Genomic DNA, 19,729 nt, shown 5'->3' with positions numbered 1-19,729 from the left:
AACTCAGGCGAATTCGCTTTCCGGTTCCAGAAATCCGCCGGATTGGCGGTGCCAGAGCTGCGCGTAAAGGCCGTCTGCATCTTCCAGGAGTGTCTCGTGTGTCCCCTGCTGAACGATCCGGCCCCTGTTCATGACAATCAGTCGGTCCATGGCGGCGATGGTCGACAGGCGGTGCGCGATCGCGATCACGGTCTTGCCTGTCATCAATCCTTGCAGGTTCTCCTGGATGGCGGCCTCGACTTCCGAATCGAGTGCCGAGGTCGCTTCGTCCAGAACGAGGATCGGGGCGTCTTTCAGGAGCACGCGCGCGATTGCAATGCGCTGACGCTGCCCGCCGGACAGTTTGACACCACGCTCGCCGACAAAGGCGTCGAACCCCTTGCGGCCGCGCCTGTCTTCCAGCCTCTGGATGAAACCGGACGCGTGGGCCTTGCGCGTCGCCTCCAGCAACTCTTCTTCACTGGCCGACGTACGGCCATAGAGGATGTTCTCGCGGATCGAACGATGCAGCAAGGACGGATCCTGGGTCACCATGCCAATCGACCGGCGCAGCGATTCCTGTTTCACATCGCGCACGTCCTGTCCGTCGATGAGAACACGCCCCGCCTCCACGTCGAAGAACCGAAGCAGCAGGCTTGTCAGCGTGGTTTTGCCCGCCCCCGACGGGCCGACGATACCGACGCGCTCACCCGGCTGGATCGTCAGGTCGAGATGATCGATGACACCGCCCGCCTTGCCGTAGTGGAACCGAATTTTATCGAACCGCACTTCCCCCTCAGTCACTTTCAGCTCCGGCGCCGCCGGTTTGTCTGTCAGGGTCACTGGCTTGACGATGGTCTCCATGCTGTCCTGCAGCGATCCGAAGTGGCGGAACAGGCCGTTGAGCTGGTTGAACAGCCGGTTCAAAAGGATATTCAGCCGCAGGATCAGGCTGAGCGTGAAGGCCACATGACCGGCGCTGATGCCGCCGTCCTGCCAGATGGACAGTGCCAGGCCCGCAATCGAAACGATCATCACTCCGTTGACCAGCGTCATGATCATGCGAATTGTGGTCAAAAGCCTGGTGAAGACGCGTATCTTGGCAATCATCGTCTCAACCGAGGCCCGCGCTCCCCGGCTTTCTTCCTCCGATGATCCGAACAGCTTGACCGACTGGATATTGGTGTAGGTATCCACCAGACGTCCGGTCACGCCCGAATAGGCATTTGCCGAATCCTTTGCCGCAGCACGAACCCGTGGCACGAAGATAATGGCGGTTGCGGTGAAACAAAGCAGCCAGATGGCCACGAGTGCGCCCAGCCACAGGTCCAGATCCGCGACCAGCACGAGCGTCGTGATGGCATAAACGACAATGAACCAGACCACCTGCAAAAGGTTGGTCATGAAATCGCCCGCCGACATGCCCGACTGCATCACCTTCTGCGACAGGCGCCCGGCGAGATCGTCCTGAAAATAGGAAAGGCTCTGCTTCATCACCCGCTGATGGCACTGCCAGCGCACCAGATTGAAGAACCCGGGCACGATCGCCTGTTCTTCCACCAGCGCCATCAGCGAATTGGTGAGCGTGCGTACGACCAGCACCACGAAGGCCATGGTCATGAGTGTCCAGAAATGATCGGAGAAGAATGTCGCCCGATTGCCTTCTTCCAGAAGATCCACGATGCGGCCAAGAAAATTGAAGATCGCCACTTCAACAAAGGCGGTCGCACCGCCGATGGCGAGCATGGCGATGAACGGCCAGCGCACCTGCGTGACGAAATACATCAGGAAGGCAAACCCGCCATGGGGCATGTCGGATTTGGACGGCTCCCGGAAAGGATCTATCCAGGATTCAAAAGCGCGAAAGAGCGGGGACACGTGGCGTCTCCATGGAGGCTGGAGCGATTCTTCACGTCATCCTACGCGCCAGGCGCGAAATTGGCCCAATGAAAATATGTAACGATTTGCCCCAAACCCGCAGCTCCCGGCCTTTTACCGGGCATTGAAACCAGTCTTCCTGTGACAAATGTTATGCCTGCTGCTATTGAGCCGGTCTCCCGAAACCAATGCGGATACCCATGCCAGACATTGCCCTTTACCAACCGGACATCCCGCAAAATACCGGCACGATCCTGCGTCTTGCCGCCTGCATGGGCGTCACTGTGCACTTGATCGAACCTGCGGGATTTCCGATCTCCGACAGCGCACTCAAGCGGGCCGGCATGGATTACCTGGAAAGGGCCGCGATGGTCCGCCACATCTCGTTTACCGCATTCGATGACTGGCGACGTTCGAACAAGCGCAGGCTGATCCTGCTGACGACAAAATCGGAAGTGTCCTACGCGGATTTCGCGTTTCAGCCAGACGATATATTGATGATGGGCCGGGAAAGTTCGGGCGTGCCGGAGGACGTCCACACGCTTGCCGATGCCCGGCTGACGATCCCCATGGCCGACGGCATGCGCTCGCTCAACGTCGCCGTCTCAACAGGCATGGTGCTGGGTGAAGCCTTGCGGCAATCAGGCACATTTCCTAAAAGCCCAGGGTACACTCAAAGATAGCAATCACATGCATGCCCGCCGGCCCGGCAGGCCTCAACCAGTCCAGGCAGTCACATGAACGCACCCACACCTGAAAACCGCGGCGGTCCCATCCCGGACGGCATCGAGGACAAGAAGGCAACCGCACCGGCTTGGTTCAAGGAGTTGCGAGACCGTATCTGCAAGGCTTTTGAAGACCTGGAGGACGAGATCGGCGATCTCGCCGGTCCGCTGGCCGACCAGCCCGCCGGGCGCTTCGAACGCACGCCCTGGGAGCGCACCGACAGCACCGGGGCAAAGGGCGGCGGCGGCGTCATGTCCATGATGCATGGCCGCGTTTTCGAGAAGGTCGGCGTCCATATTTCCACCGTACACGGTGAATTCTCGCCCGAATTTCGCGGTCAGATCCCCGGCGCCAACGAGGATCCGCGCTTCTGGGCCTCCGGCATCAGCCTGATCGCTCACCCGCAGAACCCGCATGTCCCCGCCGTTCACATGAACACCCGCATGGTGGTCACCACCCGTCAGTGGTTCGGTGGCGGCGCAGATCTGACGCCGGTGCTGGACGCACGGCGAACGCAGGAAGACCCCGATACCGTTGCCTTTCACGAAGCCATGCGCGCTGCCTGCAACGCACACGATGTTGCCGACTATGATGCCTACAAGGCCTGGTGTGACGACTATTTCTTCCTGAAGCATCGCAACGAAGCGCGCGGCATCGGCGGCATCTTCTACGATTACCTCAACAGCGGAACCTGGGAAGACGATTTTGCCTTCACCAGGGATGTCGGCCTGGCCTTCTTGAACATCTATCCGGAACTCGTCCGCCGCAATTTCCAGAAGCCGTGGAGCGACATGGAGCGCGAGGAACAGCTGGTCCGCAGGGGCCGCTACGTGGAATACAATCTGCTTTACGACCGCGGGACGATTTTCGGACTGAAGACCGGCGGCAACGTTGCCTCGATCCTCTCGTCCATGCCCCCCGTTGTAAAATGGCCCTAGCTCAGATGGCCGAGGTGCCTTTCACCTTCTGAGGCTGCCGGCTGACTTCACCGAAATCCCGATCGAGGACCATCTGGGCGAATTGCTTCAGCATGATCTGGTCGAGTTTCTTGCCCATCTCCAGCATGACGCCAATGGCAGCGCGAACCGGCATGCCGTCCTTGTAGGACCGGGTCTCGGTAAGCGCTGTGAATATGTCGCAAATGGTCATCAGGCGGACTTTTGGCGAGATCCTGTCTCCCTTCAGCCCATCGGGATAACCTGATCCATCCAGAAACTCGTGATGCTGGATGGCCATCTTCTTGATGTCGACCGACACTTCGAGCCGCGGTTTCAGAATCTCGCGACCGAACATCGGATGTTTGTCGATAATGGCGCGCTCGGCGTCCGTCAGCTTGTTGGCCTTGTCCAGGATGGTCAGCGGGATGCGCATCTTGCCGATGTCATGCAGCAGACCGCCGGCTATCACTTCCTGGCAATCCGCCTTGCTCCAGCCGAGATGCGTCGCAAAAGCCCCGGCGAGACCGGCCACCATCAGGGAATGACAATAGGTTCCGCTGTGGTGAGATTGCACGGCTTCCAGCCAGGGTGAAAGTCCGTCAAGTGACAGCGACGACAGGATCTCTGCCGCCCCCTCGTTCATCAGGCTGATCTGGATGTTGGATCCTTCCGTTGCAGACAGCGCGATGCTTTCCAGGAAGGAGTTGCCTTTCCTGTAGGCCTCAAGTGTCTTCGCCGGAAGTCCCTTTGGAACGTTGGCAAGCGGGTCGTCGGGAATGATTGCCTTGAGTTTGCGCACCAGAATTGCCAGTGGCGTGTCACGCTCCATGATGTCGGTCTTGCCGAGCGCTGCCGCCTGGATCACTTCACGCCGGTTCTTCTTGGACACCAGGCAGATCACCGGGATTTCCGCAATGCTGGCCCAGGATTTCTTGAGCGCGGTCAGCCCCGCATCAGTCGCGTCCAGCAACTCCACAACAGCGACACGGCCATCGCCGACCGTCTTCGCAGACACCTTGGACATGTCGATCAGGCGCGCGGGAAAGAAGAACGGAAGTTTTCTGACCGGAGAATCGAGTGGAAGCGGGCCGTCTGAGATCAGGACAATTTCCATTCATCGCCTCATTGTATTCCGCACACGCCTTCTCACGACAAGTTAACCGGAAAACCCGCCCAACAGGAAATCACCATCACGATGTGACGCAATCTCAATAAGATTTCATTAAGTCGCAGCGCCTGCCCGCGTCAGCAAATCCTGTTTGGAGAGCGAGAAACCGCTGTCGCGCCATTCGGCCTCCAGAGCCTTGAGGCTATCTCCCAACGCGCGCCCGGGTGAGTGCCCGGCTGCAATCAGATCTGCGCCTTTGACCGGGAATTCAGGCACGGCAACCTCCCGCAACCGCTCCAGCAGCCCGCCAAAGATCTCCGTTGGATCTGATCCTTGCGCACGCAACCCCGCCCAGCGCCCCAAAAGGCCGTCGACCGCGCCCTGACGGCCGAACTGATACACCAAGTGCTCGGCTTCGGGCAGACCATCAGCCTGGCGAAGACATTTCATCGCCGCCCAGGCGGTCCGCATCCGGTCCCTTTCGGCATTCGACAGCCGAAGCCGGTCGCAAACGCGCTCCACGTCCTCGCGCACGAAACCGGCAAGCACCACCAGCCCGAGCTCCGGATCGGTCACATCACTTGCGGTGGCTTCCAGGCTGCGCAGTGCCAGGTAATCGTCGATGCGGGCAAGGCCGCCCGTCGCGATTTCCCAAAGGCCGCAATCGTTCATCATTGTCAGTGCGGATCCTGCCAGAGGCGCACGCAGCAGCCGCCGCATCTCGTGGCCGATACGTTCTGCGGACAGATGCCGCAAGCCGTCCCGCTGGCGCAGGCACGCCCCGAGCCCGTCCGCATCCATCTCTCCGGCCCCGTAGGCCGCGTAGATCCGGAAGAAACGGAGGATGCGCAGATAGTCTTCCTGTATGCGCTTGTCCGGCTCACCGATGAAACGCACACGCCGGTTCAGACAATCGTCCAGTCCACCAAGCGGATCGTGCAATCGGCCATCGCAGTCGACATAGAGCGCGTTGAGGGTGAAGTCGCGACGTTCCGCGTCGCGCGTCCAGTTCTTGCCGAAAACGACACGGGCCTGACGGCCGAAGGTTTCCACGTCCTCCCGCAGCGTCGTGACCTCGTAAGGATAACCGTTGCTGACCACCGTCACCGTACCGTGGTCAATGCCCGTTCCAACCGGCTTCAAGCCCGCGGCCAGCGTGCGTTCCATCACCGTTTGGGGCGAGGCAGTCGTCGCGATATCGACGTCTGGAACAGGGTGACCGAGTAACGTGTTGCGAACGGCTCCACCGACAACGCGGGCTTCGTCGCCGTCTTGCTCGATCGCCGCAAACACCGCCTGAATACCCGGTGTTTTCAGCCAGTCCGCCTGTTGCAGGATCTGATCGGCAGTCGTTGTCATCGCTTTATTCGTACCGGCCCGGAACAAATACCCCATCGCGCATTTCCGATGGCCGCCAATTGGCCCCATCCGGTGCGTGATCGAAGGATGCCATGCCGACCAGGCCGGTAATGACCAGAACGAGGCCCACCAGCGTGAGCCACGCCATCGGCTTGGCAGACCAGCGGCCAGGCTCGGTGTTGCGCTTGCTCAGCCACAGCCAGAGTCCGTAGGTGATGAAAGGAAGAAGGAAAAGTAACAGATGCAGTATGAACACACGAACCATCAGCGGTAGACCGTTTCGTACAAGGAGCGGATAATGCCCGCGGTGACGCCCCAGATATAACGTTCTCCGAAGGGCATTGCGTAGAAGTAGCGGCGTTTTCCCTGCCACTCGCGGCTGAGTTTCTGATGGTTCGCGGGATCCATCAAAAAGCCCAATGGCACTTCGAAGACGCTCTCGACTTCGCCGGGATTGGGCCGGAAGGCAGCGCCGTCTTGAATGGTGCCAACCACCGGGATAACCCGGTATCCCGAACCGGTGAGATAGGGCGCAAGATTGCCGATCAACTCGACGCGCTCCGGAGCAAGGCCGATTTCCTCGTCCGCCTCCCGTAGCGCTGCTTCAACAGGTCCATTGTCAGTCGGATCGATCTTGCCTCCGGGAAGGGCAACCTGTCCGGCATGGGATTTCAGGTGACCGGTTCGCTGCGTCAACACCACATTTGGCCCGTCGCTACGTTCCACGATACCGATGAGAACTGCCGCATCGCGCGGTGGACCGTCCCACTTTGCATAGGGACCAAGGTCCGGATTGAGAATGTGGTCACCGGTCTCGCGTTCGATATCGCGAAGCGCCGCATCATCCAGCCGCGTCCTGAACAGGGAAGTCCAGTGCGCGGAATCCGCAGGTGGTTTTGTCAGGAATGCAGTCATGCAATCGGGGTTTCCGGTCGTACGAAACAGTTCATTCGGTCAGTCCTGAACGCTCAGGAAGGCGGGATCTACCGAAAAGAACCGGCCACCGCTCCAGACCCCCATCCGGGTGCCGTCATCTGTTTCCTGCTCTTCCATAAGATCCGCCAGTTGATACATCAGCGCTCTGGTGAACAAGGCCTCCAGGCGCCCTCTGACGTGAACATAGGGTTTCAAACCGTCGCTGTCCGGTTCTTTTTCAAATCGAAGAGGATGGTCCGCACCAACGGCGACCAGATCACCGAGATTTGTCCGCAGCGTGAGCTGCTGCTCTTCCGCCTCGCCTTCCACCGCCATCTCGACGGCCAAAAGCGGGGCATCCTCCACAGTGATCCCGATCTTCTCGACTGGCGTGACCAGATAATGCCGGCCGTCCTCGTCCTTGCGCAGCACAGAGGCAAACAGCTTCACCAGAGGCATGCGGCCAATCGGCGAACCGAGATAATACCACGTGCCATCACGGGCAATGCGGATGTCCAGATCCCCGCAAAACGGCGGATTCCACTTCTCGACCGGAGGTGGTCCCTTGCCGCCCGTGTCCGCCCGGCTCATCAGTGCCTTTAAACCTTCGGGCAGTGCCCCGTCCGTTTTTGCGGTTGCCTCCGCCATGGATGTTTCGCCCTTGTCGTCTTCATCAAGGTACCGGAATTTTTGACAATTCCGCTACCGCCCGGATCTTCTTCGCCTGCTCCCGGCTTCCCGCAGGCCCGACCTTTTCCCCAAAGTGAGGAAAGATTCTTGGACCTTTCCACTGTATGGCGCACAATTGCGCCTTATCTACTGATTTATATGGTGTCAGACTGCTTGAGTCGCAGCAACAAAGGTCAGGGGTGTTGTTAGCCCCAGGGCCGGACAGGCAGTCGAAACGCAGATTGCGGGAAAGGTGATCCATGAGCGTTATTTCTCCCTCCAGCCCAAGCGAAGAAGATCTCGCCGCCGTCGCCGAACAAGCCGAACGCGCCGTCAACCGGATCAGCGATGCCAAGGTCGATATCGCCCGGATCATCTTCGGTCAGGAAAATGTGGTGGAGCAGTCGCTCGTCACCATATTGGCTGGCGGCCACGGCCTTCTTGTGGGTGTGCCCGGCCTTGCCAAGACCAAGCTGGTGGAAACGCTCGGCACCGTTCTGGGCCTCGACGCCCGGCGCATCCAGTTCACGCCAGACCTGATGCCGTCCGACATTCTCGGTGCCGAAGTAATGGAACAGGGTGCCGACGGCAGCCGCTCGTTCCGCTTTATTCCCGGTCCAGTTTTCTCTCAGTTGCTGATGGCTGACGAAATCAACCGTGCCAGCCCCCGCACCCAGTCGGCGCTTCTGCAGGCCATGCAGGAGTATCATGTGACCGTCGCCGGGCACCCGCACGACCTGCCGCGCCCCTTCCACGTGCTTGCCACGCAGAACCCGCTCGAACAGGAAGGCACCTACCCGCTGCCGGAAGCCCAGCTCGACCGGTTCCTGATGCAGATCGACGTGCATTACCCGGATCTTGAAGCCGAACGCCGGATCTTGCTGGAAACCACCGGTGCCGATCAGGCCAAGGCCCAGGTAGCCATGCGCGCGGAAGAACTGATGGAATACCAGCAGCTCGTTCGTCGCATGCCGGTAGGCGAATCCGTTGTTGAAGCAATCCTGAAGCTTGTGCGCTCCGCACGCCCGGACAACAGCTCCGCACCTTCCGATCTCACCAACCTGATCGCCTGGGGTCCGGGACCGCGTGCCAGCCAGGCACTGATGCTGACTGTCAGGGCCCGCGCGCTTGTCGACGGGCGTCTCGCACCTTCCGTCGATGACGTCTTGGCTCTTGCCGAACCGGTTCTTCAGCATCGCATGGCGCTGACGTTTGCGGCCAGAGCCGACGGTCACACCGTTCGCGACGTCATTCGACGGGTCAAGGAACTGATCGCCTGATCCCCTCCCCTTAACCAGCCAGGAAGCCGACCGCATGGATTCGAGCAGTACGCAGGGCAGCAACCAGACAGGCATTGATGCCGATACCTGGCCGAACGTCATCGGCGAGGCCCGGTCGGTCGCCGATGCCCTGCCGGATCTGCTGGTCGAGGCAAGCCATGTTGCCAGTTCCATCATCGCCGGCTGGCATGGCCGTCGGCGTGCGGGCCCGGGGGAAAGCTTCTGGCAGTTCCGCCCGTTTAACATGGGTGAACCGGCAAAGCGCATCGACTGGCGCCGTTCCGCACGCGATGATCATCTTTATGTTCGCGAACGCGAATGGGAGGCCGCGCACACGGTCTGGCTCTGGGCAGATCTTTCGCCCTCCATGGTCTTCCGCTCCCGCCTTGCAGGTGTCGCCAAGCGCGACCGCGCCATTGTGCTGATGCTTGCACTTGCCGACATGCTGGCTGAAACAGGCGAACGGATCGGACTGCCTGGCCTGACCAGAGCCTTTTCCGACCGGCGCGCCGCTGAACGCCTCGCCGATGCACTCACCCATCTTTCCAAGCCGATCGCCTATCCGGACACCACTGCCGTGCAACGGTTTGCCGATGTGGTTCTGGTGTCCGATTTTCTGGACCCGATCGAGGACGTCGCGGCATGGGTTGCCCGTGTTGCCAGCACTGGTGCGCGTGGTCACCTGGTTCAGGTCCTCGATCCGATCGAGGAAACCTTCCCGTTTGACGGCAGGGTCGAATTCACCGATCCGGAAAAGGGGTTTCGGCTGACCGCCGGACGCGCGGAAAAATGGCGCGAGGATTACCGCAACCGCCTGGAAGCCCACCGTGCGGAAATTCGTGACATCGCAAGGCGTGCCGGCTGGACATATGTCCTGCACCACACCGATCGTCCGGCATCCGAACCTTTGCTTGTGCTTCACAGTGCCCTGTCCGGTGCGCTGGACGTACTGCCAAAAGGAGGCATCTGACCCGTGTTCGCAGGATTGCCTCTGACATTCACCGCCCCCTGGATCCTGACCGCGCTGGCATTGCTGCCGGTTATCTGGTGGCTGTTGCGCCTGACACCGCCGCGCCCACGCGAAATCCGGTTTCCGCCGACCCGGCTGCTGATCGGCATCGATCAGCATGAGGAAACACCGCAGCGCAGCCCCTGGTGGCTGACACTACTCCGCCTGCTGATGGCAGCCATCCTCATCATCGCCCTGGCCGGACCGATCTGGCGCTCCAGCGAACCGCTCGAAACCGGCGAAGGTGTCCTTTGGGTCCTGGTTGACAACGGCTGGACGTCCGCAAAGGGATGGACCGCGCAGGTCAATGCCGCCGAGCAGATCCTGAGCGAAGCAGAACAGAGCGGTCAGCCAATCCTGTTTGCAGCCTCCGCCGAAGGCCCCGGCCAGAGTTTCACACCGGAGGCAGCAACAACGGCCCTGGAAAAACTGCGCGCACTTGAACCGCGTCCCTATCCGCCGCAGCGCGCCGAACTCAGCATCGGCCTGCGCAAGGCAGCCCAGGAGACACCGCCCGGTGCCGTGATCTGGCTGTCGGACAACACCAGCACCAAAGGTTCGTTTCTAACCGATCTCGCACAGATTTCCGGCACGGCTCCGATAACGGTCCTGACAGGTCTGGACACGCCCATGGGATTGAAGGACCTCAACAACGACGCCGACGCCCTGTCGTTGACCGTTGTGCGCCACCCGGACCAGAGACTGGGGTCCGCAACACTTCAGGCTCTAGATCTGAAGGGCCTTGTCCTTGGCGAAGTGCGAGCAAATTTTGACGCTGGCGCGACCGAAACACAGGCGCGCTTCGAACTGCCAAGCGAATTGCGCAACGACATTGCTCGGGTCGAAGTCACCGGTGAGGCCGCCGCGGGTGCCGTCCAACTGGTGGATGACAGCTGGCGCCGACGCACGGTTGGACTGATTTCAGGCCAGTCGGGCGATCTGGATCAGCCGCTGCTGTCGCCCCTTTATTATCTGGAGCGCGCCCTTGCGCCCTTCTCGGACATACGTCGCCCGCGCGATGCGGATATTGCCGACGCTGTACCTTCGCTGATCGAGCAGGGCATTTCCGTGCTGGTTCTCGCCGACGTTGGCCGGTTGCCTGAATCGACGACCGAGACGCTTCGCGACTGGATTGAAAACGGCGGCACGCTTGTCCGCTTCGCCGGCCCTCGGACCGCGGGTGGCAGTGACGATCTCATTCCCGTGCGTTTGCGCGCAGGTGACCGGTCCCTTGGTGGTTCACTCAGCTGGAAACAGCCACAACATCTGGCAGACTTTCCGGAAGGATCGCCCTTCGCGGGCTTGCGGGTCCCGCAGGAAGTTACTGTGACCCGGCAGGTACTGGCCGAGCCGACATCGGATCTGCCTGAACGCACCTGGGCCATGCTCGAAGACGGCACTCCCCTTGTGACGGCGGCTCCCATCGGCGCGGGGTCGATGGTGCTGTTCCACGTCACGGCGGATTCCTCCTGGTCGAACCTGCCGCTGTCTGGCGTCTTCCTGAACATGCTGCGGCGGATCCTGTCGGTCTCGAACGTGGCCGCCGCCTCTGAAACCGCCGAAGATGGCACGCCGGCAACGAGCGTGTTGCCGCCCTTGCGCCTGCTGGACGGTTATGGCCGTTTCGGCCCGCCGCCGGTAGAAGTCACGCCTGTGAACGCGTCCGTTTTCCGGGATGCGGAAGCTAGCCGCAGAACACCTCCCGGTCTTTACGGCACGGAAGACGGCTTCCGTGCGCTCAATCTGATGCAGCGGGACGATGAGCTCCTGCCGCTCGACCTCTCGGCGCTGGGCGACCGAACCGTGCAAACTGCCTACCCGACCTCCGATCCCTTTGATCTGAGAGCCCTGTTCTTCACGCTGGCTTTCCTGCTGATGATCCTCGATACGATTGCCGTCTTCCTGCTGGCCGGTGGCCTGAGCCGCCTCGGCTTGCGCAGCCGCACCGCCGCCACGGCTCTTGTTCTGGCTTTCGGCGCAGGCCTCCTGGCCCCTGCCGGTATTGATCAAGCCAGGGCGCAATCAAGCACGGATGATCTTCTGGCCTTGGAATCGACCCTGGAAACCCGCCTGGCCTACGTGCTGACGGGCAATCCGGAGATCGACGATGCCAGCTCTGCAGGCCTTTCGGGACTGACTCAATTCCTGTCGGAACGCACTGCGCTTGAACCTGGGGCACCGATTGCCATCGACATCGAACGCGACGAACTTGCGTTCTATTCCCTGCTCTACTGGCCAATCGATGCGGCTGCCGACAAACCGAACGATCAGACAATTGCCCGCATAGACACTTTCATGCGCAACGGCGGAACGATCCTGTTCGACACGCGCGATCACATCAATGCCTCGGCCAACGGTTTCGCCTCGACGCCGGCAACGCTGAAGCTGCGTGAAATCCTGGAAGACTTGGACGTTCCTCCGCTTGAGCCGGTGCCGCCCGATCACGTTTTGACGAAGGCTTTCTACCTGCTGGATTCGTTCCCGGGACGGTATGCGACCAGCCCGCTCTGGGTGGAAAGCCTTGAGGAAGTTGCCGCCAGGGGCGACCGGCCGGTGCGGGCGGGTGACGGCGTGTCACCGATCCTCATTACCGGCAACGATTTTGCCGCTGCCTGGGCAATCACCGAGGCAGGTGAGTTCATGTATCCGACGGTGCCCAACAATCCCATGCAGCGGGACTACGCGTTCCGTTCCGGGGTCAACATCGTCATGTACAGCCTGACCGGCAACTACAAGGCCGATCAGGTGCACATTCCCGCTCTGCTTGAGCGTTTGGGACAATAGGAGACTAGATGGTCTGGTCACTCGCCTTCGATCCCCTCGTTCCGCTCTGGGCCCTTGTGGCAGGCGGCGTTATCGCTGTTCTTCTCACCGCCTTTTCCGGCTTTCTGAATTTGCGTGGCTGGTTGCTGCGCACCCTGACAATGGCCTTGCTGTTGCTGGCGCTGGCCAACCCTGCTGTTGAGCGGGAAGACAGGGAACCGCTCTCAAGCGTCGTTGCACTTGTCGTCGACAAGAGCCAGAGCCAACGCCTCTCCGATCGCCAGTCGACAACCGATGAGGCCGTTGAAGAACTGACCCGCCGCATCGGTGCCCTTGATGGCTTTGACCTGCGCGTTCTGGAAGCGCGAAACTCCGGTTCGGGCGATGGCACCGAGGCCTTCCAGACCCTGGCAAACGGCCTTGCAGACGTTCCGCCGGATCGGGTTGGTGGTGCGATCATCGTGACCGACGGCCAGATCCACGACATCCCCGGCAACGCAGGCGCCCTGGGGTTCGACGCCCCGGTTCATGGCCTTATCACCGGCACGGTTGATGAACGGGACCGACGCATCGTACTCGACAAGGCCCCACGGTTCGGCCTGGTTGATTCAGAGCAGATGGTCAGCCTGACTGTCGTTGACCAGGGCCGAGGCACGGGACCTGGCGACCAGGTGCGCCTGACCGTCAAACGCGATGGCGATGTCGTCACCGAACGCACGGCCCGGACAGGCGAGAAGATCGACATTCCGGTTGAGATCGCCCATGGCGGCAACAATATCTTCGAATTCGACGCCGAGCCGCTGACCGACGAACTCACGACGCTCAACAACAGGGCCGTTGTGACCATCGACGGCATCCGCGAGAATCTGCGTGTGTTGCTTGTTTCCGGGTCACCGCATGCCGGTGAACGCACCTGGCGCAACCTTCTGAAGTCCGATGCCTCGGTGGATCTGGTTCACTTCACCATCTTGCGCCCGCCGGAAAAACAGGACGGAACGCCGATCAACCAGCTGTCGCTGATCGCTTTCCCGACCCGGGAACTCTTCTCGGTGAAGATTGACGAATTCGACCTGATCATCTTCGACCGCTACGTGCGCCGCGGCGTTCTGCCGATGCTGTATTTCGACAATATCGCCCGCTATGTGCGCGATGGCGGTGCAATGCTGCTGGCCGGCGGTCCTGATTACGCCGAAGGTGGCAGCCTTTACCGCACGCCACTGGCGCCGATTCTTCCGGCCCGTCCGACCGGCACTATTCTCGAACAACCCTACCACGCCACCCTCGCCGACCTCGGCAAGCGCCACCCGGTCACCCGTGGGCTGCCCGGATCCGAACAGGACCCGCCCGCATGGAGCCGCTGGTTCCGCGTGGTCGACACTGAACTCGACGCCGGCCAGACGCTGATGTCCGGACCGAGCGACACGCCGCTGCTGGTTCTCAACCGCGAAGGCGAAGGCCGAGTGGCCATGCTGCTGTCCGATCACGTCTGGCTCTGGGCACGTGGTTATGAAGGCGGTGGTCCGCATGTTCCGCTGCTGCGCCGTCTGGCCCACTGGCTGATGAAGGAACCGGATCTGGAAGAAGAAGCGCTGAATGTATCCATGCGCGGACCGGAACTGGTCATCGAACGCCAGACCCTGGGCGAGACCGTCGGGGAAGTCACGGTCGTCTCGCCGACAGGCGACCGGTCGCAGATCGTTCTGACCGAACAGGAACCGGGCCTGTGGCGTGGCGGCATGCCTGCCGGTGAAACCGGGTTGTTCTCGGTCACCGAAGGCGACATGAGCGCGCTGATCCACGTTGGGCCCCAGAACCCGCGTGAATATACCGACGTTCTGTCCACCACCGAGCCATTGGCCCCGCTCAGCGAAGCGACGGGTGGAGCGTCTGAGCGCTTGCGGGATGTCGGCGGAGACCTGACCGTCCCACGCATTGTTTCAATGCGTCCGTCAGCGAGCTACGCCGGCAATGGCTGGCTGGGGCTGAAGGCCACTGAGGCGAGCGTCCTCAACGGCATCGACCGCTATCCGCTGATGATCGGACTGCTTGGTCTTGCCCTCTTGCTGGGTGCCCTGTCCCTGACCTGGTATCGCGAAGGACGGTAGCTTTCGTGCGACCGCCCTTGTGGCGGTCGGCAATCCGCTTGAGCTAAGTACGAACCGATCTGTTGTGTTTGGGGCCCATCCTTCGAGACGGCCTGAAGGCCTCCTCAGGATGAGGAAGAGAATATTGATAGGCCGGTAGCTTCCCCTCAACCTCATCCTGAGGAAGGCCGAAGGCCTGTCTCGAAGGATGGGCCACACCCACAGTTAACCCGCCCCGCGTCACGCAGAAACAACCTCAGGAAGCGACCGCAGCAGAGGCTCCGCCGTGCACCATTCCGCTCGGAATGTCGCCGTCATTCAACAGCGCGACGAGGAGCCGCGCCGGGTCGACGGGCCCGGGCAGCGTAATGCGTCCGAACGGAACCTGCTGAAAGCCGAAGGGGCTGTAGTAAGGCGCATCACCAACCAGCAGCACGACCTTGTCTCCGGCCGCAGCCGCCGCTTCCATCGCCGTACGCATAAGCGCCTTGCCGAGACCCCGGTTCTTGAAGTCGGGAGATACGGTCAACGGACCGAGCAGCAGGGCATCGGTGTCGCCAATCCTGATCGGTGTCAGTCTGATTGACCCCGCCACCTGCTCACCCGCAAGGCCGACGAAAGAGACATCCGGACGGTGCGGCACGCCTTCGCGGATCCGGAAAGCGGTTCGCGCGAACCGGCCTGGGCCGAAAGCTTCGGCCTGCAGATCGTCAATTGCGGAGGTGTCGGTCGCGTCTTCGGGCCGGATGACCCATGTGGTCTGTTTCATTTGGCTGGTTCCAGCAAGCATGCAGTCTTTGGAGAAATGCGCGCCTGCCAGTGCCTGGATAAAACGTAAGGAAGATCCAGGATCAGGTCAGCCGCGACGGTGCGGACGAGAGTTATCTCGTCGGCTGGTTCGTCGTCGAAGCGTAAGACCTGCGGTCATCTATCCCAGTCTCGTTGCGATATCAGCGTGTTCGAAAGCCGATATTTCCAGAAAGAGGAGAAGCGGTTACCACGCAATGGCTGCTTCGGTCCAGCCTTTTTTGTCCGTTCTCACCAGTCCGCTGATTGTTCACCGAGCCGGAACAGAGCATTCAATTGATTGATTTTCCGCCTGTGTGCACAACCTAACCAGACGAAGCACAACAAGGGAGCGCATCATGGGACTGCTGGTCGACGGCGTCTGGAAAGACAAATGGTACGACACGAAATCCACCGGTGGACGCTTCGTCCGCAAGGACGCGGCATTTCGGAACTGGATCACGGCGGACGGGTCTGCCGGCCCCACGGGCAACGGCGGCTTCAAGGCTGAAGCGGATCGCTATCATCTGTTCGTTTCCTATGCCTGCCCCTGGGCGCATCGCACGCTGGTATTCCGAAAGCTCAAGAAACTGGAAGACCTGATTTCCGTCTCCGCCGTACAACCGCTCATGCTGGAGAACGGCTGGGAGTTTCCGGAGATCGATCCGCTGACCGGCGCGAAATATGCCTGGCACGTCTACACCAAGGCCGACCCGCACTACAGCGGCCGTGCGACCGTGCCGATCCTCTGGGACAAGCACCAGAACACGATCGTGAGCAACGAGTCCTCCGAGATCATCCGGATGTTCAATTCGGCGTTCAACGACCTGACCGGCTCACACCTTGATTTCTATCCGACTGCCTTGCGCACCGAAATCGACAGTATCAACGAGCGCGTCTATCACGCAGTCAACAACGGTGTTTACAAGTCCGGTTTCGCAACCACACAGGAAGCCTATGAAGAAGCCGTCACGGAACTGTTCAAGGCACTGGACGAGCTGGAAGATCGCCTGTCCCGTCAGCGCTATCTGGTCGGAGACCAGCTGACGGAAGCTGACTGGCGACTGTTCACGACGCTGGTACGCTTTGACGCGGTCTATGTCGGGCATTTCAAATGCAATATCCGCAGGATCGACGACTATCCGAACCTGTCGAACTACCTGCGGGAGCTTTATCAGGTCCCGGGTGTTGCAGACACTGTCGAAATGACAACGATCAAGCAGCACTACTACGGCTCACATGAGAGTGTGAATCCAACCAGGATCGTCCCAGTCGGGCCAGCGCTGGATTTCACTCGCCCTCACGACCGCGAGCGATTCAAGGCTGCTGCCTGATCATGTAGGAAACTTCCAGGTGAGCCGGTTACGGCTTACCTCGGAAGACGCCATGACCGACCTGGGGGTGGCAAGCCTCACCACTTGCCGCTTTCCGGTTCGCGGCCGGAGCGAAACTCGTCAAGCCGCCGGGCTGTGGACCGCGTAAGCCCCTCCGGCAAAGCCTCCAACTCAAAGAATGCCGCTTCCTCGATTTCCGCATTGGGCTGAAGAAAGGTGTCGGCCTGTCTCCACTCGGGCATGTGATACAGGCCGACATGATCCCGGCCTGTCGCTTCTTGGTTCAGGAAGATATTGAGAAGCTGCGGGCGGCTGACCGAGACGACACCTGCTTCTTCCAGAACCTCCCGGCAGGCAGCCTCTTCCATCGTCTCGCCCTTGTCCACGCCCCCACCCGGCAGGTACCAGCCCGTGACATAACTGTGCCGCACCAGAAGGACCCGGCTGTGCCGGTCTTCAACGATCACGCGCACCCCAAGCGTGAACGGGTTTCGGACAAGTCCAATTCCCTGGATCAGGCGTGTGGTCACCGACTTCGGCAAGACTGATAATATCTTCAACATTTTCAGGACGTTACCGGATCCAGAGGGGAAATAAAACTTTTTTAACCCATGCAATCCCCGCAGGGCTGACCCGTGAGAATAACGCTCCTCCTTTGTGCACCGCATGCATATATATCGGGCAAGTTGATGAATTCGAGGGCAGCCCTTCTGACCGCCCGAACCTGAAGGAAAAATAAAATGTTGAACGCTCTGTTTGGAAAACGCCGCCGCAACCGCAACAATTACCAGTGGAAGCCGGCTATCGACCTGACCAACCCGCGCATCGTCGCAACCCTGACCACTTTCCCGACCAACTAAGGTCGGTCGAAGGAACCTGTACGGAGAAGACCCATGTTCGGATTCGTGAATGTTGTTGGCGCGACGCTGCGCGAAACCACGCGCTCCGCAGACAATAACACCGAGAAAGCGCCGAAAGCCGCAAAGGCAGTCAAACCGGTCAAGTAACCGGTTTCCCGGCAGTTCCTGAACTCACTTGAAAGCGCCGCGTCATTTCCCCTTGACGCGGCGCTTTTCGTTTTGAAGATGCGCGACCATGTCCACATTCACGCTCGCCCATCTTTCCGACCCTCATCTCGGCCCACTTCCGGACCCCAAGCTGCTGCAGCTCTTTTCCAAGCGGATCCTTGGTTACCTCAACTGGCGCCGCAACCGGTCGAGGATCATGGGCGGCAGTTATCTCGAACAACTCGTCGATGACATGCAGGCGCAGGCGCCCGACCATATTGCCGTCACCGGCGACCTGGTGAATATCGCCCTGCCCCTGGAAATTTCCGGTGCGCGAACCTGGCTTGAAGATATCGGCCCGCCGGAGGATGTCTCCGTCGTTCCGGGCAATCACGACGCCTATGTGCCTGGAGCCGTGCGCAGGGCTCGTGCGGCATGGTGGCCGTACATGCGCGGCGATGGCGCAGGCAATGTGCCGTCAAACGGCACCAACTCGGAAGCAACCTTTCCCTATGTTCGCAAGCGGGACGGCATCGCCCTTGTCGGCGTGACGACCGGTCGTGCCAGCGGCCCCTGGTTCGCAACGGGCCGTGTCGGCAGCAAGCAGAGCAAGCGTCTGCGGGCAATTCTCGACGACCTTGGCCGGGACGGTTTCTTCCGCGTGGTGATGCTGCATCACCCGCCGTTCCCCCATGCCACCCGTTGGCACAAGCGCCTGTCGGACGCCTCCAGGGTGCGCGCCGTCGTCAAGAGAGCCGGTGCCGAGCTGATCCTGCACGGCCACACCCATGTCGACAGTTTCGAGCATATCGAGGGACCGGACGGGCTCGTCCCGGTGGTTGGTGTGCCATCTGCCACAAGCGCGCCTGGCGGCAAGAAACCGGCGGCGCGCTACAACCTGTTCCGGATCGAAAAGACAAACGAGGGCTGGTCCTGCCAAATGGAAGAGCATGGCTTTGCCGCGCCAGACGAGCCGGTGAAACTGCTCGCGGAACGAGAAGTCGCCATTCCGGGTGGCAGGCCCTGAGGCCCTTCCTGCAGGCCTGACGAGTTGCCCAGAAAGGCACTCACAGGTTTGCGGTAAGCAGGACCGACACTGGAGAGTGCTGGACGTCTTTCACAAAAGCCGCCTTAGAGCGGATTGGCGAACCAGGCAAAGACGATGAGGCCGATGACGCCCGCCGCAAGACCGATCCCGAAGGCACCTGCGACCGCCATCCAGGGTGTACGGCTTTCCTTGACGCGCACGACCTTGCTGTCGAGCGCGACCTGCCGCAGCCGGTTGTTGAGCCAGTCGCCTTCCAGCGCCTTTTCCCGCTCCAGCACGCGTTCGGCAATATATTCGGTCAGGCAGTCAGCCATGTCGTCGATGTTGGCCGTTTCCAGAATGACCACCCGGCCGAGGCGCGTGTCCTTCAGGAACCGATAGGTGCGCCTGTCGCCGCCAACGGCCACATGGCTGGTCGCATCGATCCAGAGCCGTGGCGTGGAACCGGAGATGATCTGAAGGGAAAACTGGTCGTCGTCTTCCGGGATCTCCCTGAAAACGTCCTTGAGTTCGTCTGCAAGCATGTCCAGCCGGGCACGCTCGGTCTCCTGGAGTTCAACAACCACGTCCGATCGTTCGACTTCGCCAAGCTGAACCTTCCGGATCGCATCGCGCAAGGACCGCATGCGCGTATGTGGGACAACGTTATCCTGCATTTCAGACATGGGGTACACGTGACTCCGTTGTACTGCCGTTGGTGAATCAAGTCTTAACTGACTCTATCCCGAGTGAAACAGCCGCATGGCCTCCACCTGCGAGCTATCCACTGGCAATGATCCAAACATGGTTAACGGAGATTAAGGTATTTTTGACAGTCACGCCAGTAACGCGCGACTGGCCTGAAGC

The 19,729-nt window shown here is 60.7% G+C and carries 17 protein-coding genes; 8 read left to right on the top strand and 9 right to left on the bottom strand.

The annotated features are described in order from the left end of the window. Positions 1 to 3: 3 nt before the first annotated feature. A complete protein-coding gene (locus tag ACP90_RS07180; protein WP_062487604.1) occupies positions 4 to 1,857 on the bottom strand; it encodes an ABC transporter ATP-binding protein in 1,854 nt (617 codons plus the stop codon). A gap of 200 nt (positions 1,858 to 2,057) precedes the next feature. On the opposite strand from ACP90_RS07180, the gene ACP90_RS07175 reads away from it, so the two are divergent. After that, entirely contained in the window at positions 2,058 to 2,540 is a 483-nt protein-coding gene (locus ACP90_RS07175; protein WP_062487602.1) for a tRNA (cytidine(34)-2'-O)-methyltransferase, read from the top strand. A gap of 54 nt (positions 2,541 to 2,594) precedes the next feature. Beyond that, complete coding sequence (gene hemF, locus ACP90_RS07170) at positions 2,595 to 3,521, top strand: oxygen-dependent coproporphyrinogen oxidase (RefSeq protein WP_062487601.1); 927 nt, start codon at positions 2,595 to 2,597, stop codon at positions 3,519 to 3,521. Between the two features lies 1 nt (position 3,522). Here hemF and ACP90_RS07165 read toward each other — a convergent pair whose 3' ends face one another. From ACP90_RS07165 to ACP90_RS07145, 5 genes are all read right to left on the bottom strand, one after another. Then, positions 3,523 to 4,635 (bottom strand): HD domain-containing phosphohydrolase, encoded by a 1,113-nt coding sequence (locus tag ACP90_RS07165; protein ID WP_062487599.1) that lies wholly within the window; start codon positions 4,633 to 4,635, stop codon positions 3,523 to 3,525. 108 nt (positions 4,636 to 4,743) lie between these two features. After that, positions 4,744 to 5,988 carry a CCA tRNA nucleotidyltransferase gene (locus ACP90_RS07160; RefSeq protein ID WP_062487597.1) on the bottom strand — a complete coding sequence of 415 codons (1,245 nt, stop codon included), beginning with the start codon at positions 5,986 to 5,988 and terminating at the stop codon, positions 4,744 to 4,746. A gap of 4 nt (positions 5,989 to 5,992) precedes the next feature. Continuing rightward, entirely contained in the window at positions 5,993 to 6,253 is a 261-nt protein-coding gene (locus tag ACP90_RS07155; protein ID WP_055655939.1) for a DUF6111 family protein, read from the bottom strand. After that, the gene (locus tag ACP90_RS07150) at positions 6,253 to 6,903 is read right to left on the bottom strand and encodes a CoA pyrophosphatase (protein WP_022998134.1); all 651 of its coding nucleotides are present in this window, start codon (positions 6,901 to 6,903) and stop codon (positions 6,253 to 6,255) included. Before ACP90_RS07150 ends, ACP90_RS07155 begins: the two co-directional genes overlap by 1 nt. Positions 6,904 to 6,942: 39 nt before the next feature. Further along, positions 6,943 to 7,551, bottom strand: coding sequence for a DUF1285 domain-containing protein (locus ACP90_RS07145; RefSeq protein WP_062487595.1), 609 nt, complete (start codon positions 7,549 to 7,551; stop codon positions 6,943 to 6,945). Positions 7,552 to 7,832: 281 nt separating this feature from the next. Here ACP90_RS07145 and ACP90_RS07140 point away from each other — a divergent pair, with 281 nt between their 5' ends. The 4 genes from ACP90_RS07140 to ACP90_RS07125 are packed head-to-tail and all read left to right on the top strand — an operon-like array spanning position 7,833 to position 14,729. Beyond that, positions 7,833 to 8,852, top strand: a complete 1,020-nt coding sequence (locus ACP90_RS07140) for a MoxR family ATPase (protein WP_022998136.1) — start codon at positions 7,833 to 7,835, stop codon at positions 8,850 to 8,852. A 34-nt stretch (positions 8,853 to 8,886) separates the two neighbouring features. Then, positions 8,887 to 9,822: a DUF58 domain-containing protein gene (locus ACP90_RS07135; RefSeq protein ID WP_055655945.1), complete on the top strand. Its 936-nt coding sequence runs from the start codon at positions 8,887 to 8,889 to the stop codon at positions 9,820 to 9,822. Positions 9,823 to 9,825: 3 nt separating this feature from the next. Then, a complete protein-coding gene (locus tag ACP90_RS07130; RefSeq protein WP_062487594.1) occupies positions 9,826 to 12,645 on the top strand; it encodes a DUF4159 domain-containing protein in 2,820 nt (939 codons plus the stop codon). A gap of 8 nt (positions 12,646 to 12,653) precedes the next feature. Then, positions 12,654 to 14,729: a hypothetical protein gene (locus tag ACP90_RS07125; RefSeq protein WP_062487592.1), complete on the top strand. Its 2,076-nt coding sequence runs from the start codon at positions 12,654 to 12,656 to the stop codon at positions 14,727 to 14,729. A gap of 235 nt (positions 14,730 to 14,964) precedes the next feature. On the opposite strand, the gene ACP90_RS07120 is transcribed toward ACP90_RS07125, so the two are convergent. After that, on the bottom strand, positions 14,965 to 15,477 hold the full coding sequence (locus tag ACP90_RS07120) for an N-acetyltransferase (protein ID WP_062487590.1): 513 nt from the start codon (positions 15,475 to 15,477) through the stop codon (positions 14,965 to 14,967). A gap of 376 nt (positions 15,478 to 15,853) precedes the next feature. Between ACP90_RS07120 and ACP90_RS07115 the strand changes: the two genes are divergently transcribed. Further along, a complete protein-coding gene (locus tag ACP90_RS07115) occupies positions 15,854 to 16,828 on the top strand; it encodes a glutathione S-transferase family protein (RefSeq protein ID WP_062487588.1) in 975 nt (324 codons plus the stop codon). 77 nt (positions 16,829 to 16,905) lie between these two features. On the opposite strand, the gene ACP90_RS07110 is transcribed toward ACP90_RS07115, so the two are convergent. Beyond that, positions 16,906 to 17,391 (bottom strand): NUDIX domain-containing protein, encoded by a 486-nt coding sequence (locus ACP90_RS07110; protein WP_062487586.1) that lies wholly within the window; start codon positions 17,389 to 17,391, stop codon positions 16,906 to 16,908. Positions 17,392 to 17,923: 532 nt separating this feature from the next. Between ACP90_RS07110 and ACP90_RS07105 the strand changes: the two genes are divergently transcribed. Next, positions 17,924 to 18,862 (top strand): metallophosphoesterase, encoded by a 939-nt coding sequence (locus ACP90_RS07105; RefSeq protein WP_055655953.1) that lies wholly within the window; start codon positions 17,924 to 17,926, stop codon positions 18,860 to 18,862. A 104-nt stretch (positions 18,863 to 18,966) separates the two neighbouring features. Here the strand turns inward: ACP90_RS07105 and ACP90_RS07100 are convergent, their stop codons facing one another. Continuing rightward, the gene (locus ACP90_RS07100; protein WP_023014621.1) at positions 18,967 to 19,548 is read right to left on the bottom strand and encodes a hypothetical protein; all 582 of its coding nucleotides are present in this window, start codon (positions 19,546 to 19,548) and stop codon (positions 18,967 to 18,969) included. Positions 19,549 to 19,729: the final 181 nt, after the last annotated feature.

Source organism: Labrenzia sp. CP4 (assembly GCF_001579905.1).
In the GTDB taxonomy this organism is placed as follows: domain Bacteria; phylum Pseudomonadota; class Alphaproteobacteria; order Rhizobiales; family Stappiaceae; genus Roseibium; species Roseibium algicola.
This window is presented reverse-complemented; position numbering and strand designations above follow the sequence as displayed.

What these genes read in the sequence shown, in the direction of transcription:
- ACP90_RS07165 (WP_062487599.1), bottom strand. Translation starts at nt 4,635, where the DNA reads ATGGAAATTGTCCTGATCTCAGACGGCCCGCTTCCACTCGATTCTCCG.
- ACP90_RS07150 (WP_022998134.1), bottom strand. Translation starts at nt 6,903, where the DNA reads ATGACTGCATTCCTGACAAAACCACCTGCGGATTCCGCGCACTGGACT.
- ACP90_RS07140 (WP_022998136.1), top strand. Translation starts at nt 7,833, where the DNA reads ATGAGCGTTATTTCTCCCTCCAGCCCAAGCGAAGAAGATCTCGCCGCC.
- hemF (WP_062487601.1), top strand. Translation starts at nt 2,595, where the DNA reads ATGAACGCACCCACACCTGAAAACCGCGGCGGTCCCATCCCGGACGGC.
- ACP90_RS07160 (WP_062487597.1), bottom strand. Translation starts at nt 5,988, where the DNA reads ATGACAACGACTGCCGATCAGATCCTGCAACAGGCGGACTGGCTGAAA.
- ACP90_RS07125 (WP_062487592.1), top strand. Translation starts at nt 12,654, where the DNA reads ATGGTCTGGTCACTCGCCTTCGATCCCCTCGTTCCGCTCTGGGCCCTT.
- ACP90_RS07120 (WP_062487590.1), bottom strand. Translation starts at nt 15,477, where the DNA reads ATGAAACAGACCACATGGGTCATCCGGCCCGAAGACGCGACCGACACC.
- ACP90_RS07110 (WP_062487586.1), bottom strand. Translation starts at nt 17,391, where the DNA reads ATGTTGAAGATATTATCAGTCTTGCCGAAGTCGGTGACCACACGCCTG.
- ACP90_RS07100 (WP_023014621.1), bottom strand. Translation starts at nt 19,548, where the DNA reads ATGTCTGAAATGCAGGATAACGTTGTCCCACATACGCGCATGCGGTCC.
- ACP90_RS07135 (WP_055655945.1), top strand. Translation starts at nt 8,887, where the DNA reads ATGGATTCGAGCAGTACGCAGGGCAGCAACCAGACAGGCATTGATGCC.
- ACP90_RS07115 (WP_062487588.1), top strand. Translation starts at nt 15,854, where the DNA reads ATGGGACTGCTGGTCGACGGCGTCTGGAAAGACAAATGGTACGACACG.
- ACP90_RS07155 (WP_055655939.1), bottom strand. Translation starts at nt 6,253, where the DNA reads ATGGTTCGTGTGTTCATACTGCATCTGTTACTTTTCCTTCTTCCTTTC.
- ACP90_RS07145 (WP_062487595.1), bottom strand. Translation starts at nt 7,551, where the DNA reads ATGGCGGAGGCAACCGCAAAAACGGACGGGGCACTGCCCGAAGGTTTA.
- ACP90_RS07105 (WP_055655953.1), top strand. Translation starts at nt 17,924, where the DNA reads ATGTCCACATTCACGCTCGCCCATCTTTCCGACCCTCATCTCGGCCCA.
- ACP90_RS07175 (WP_062487602.1), top strand. Translation starts at nt 2,058, where the DNA reads ATGCCAGACATTGCCCTTTACCAACCGGACATCCCGCAAAATACCGGC.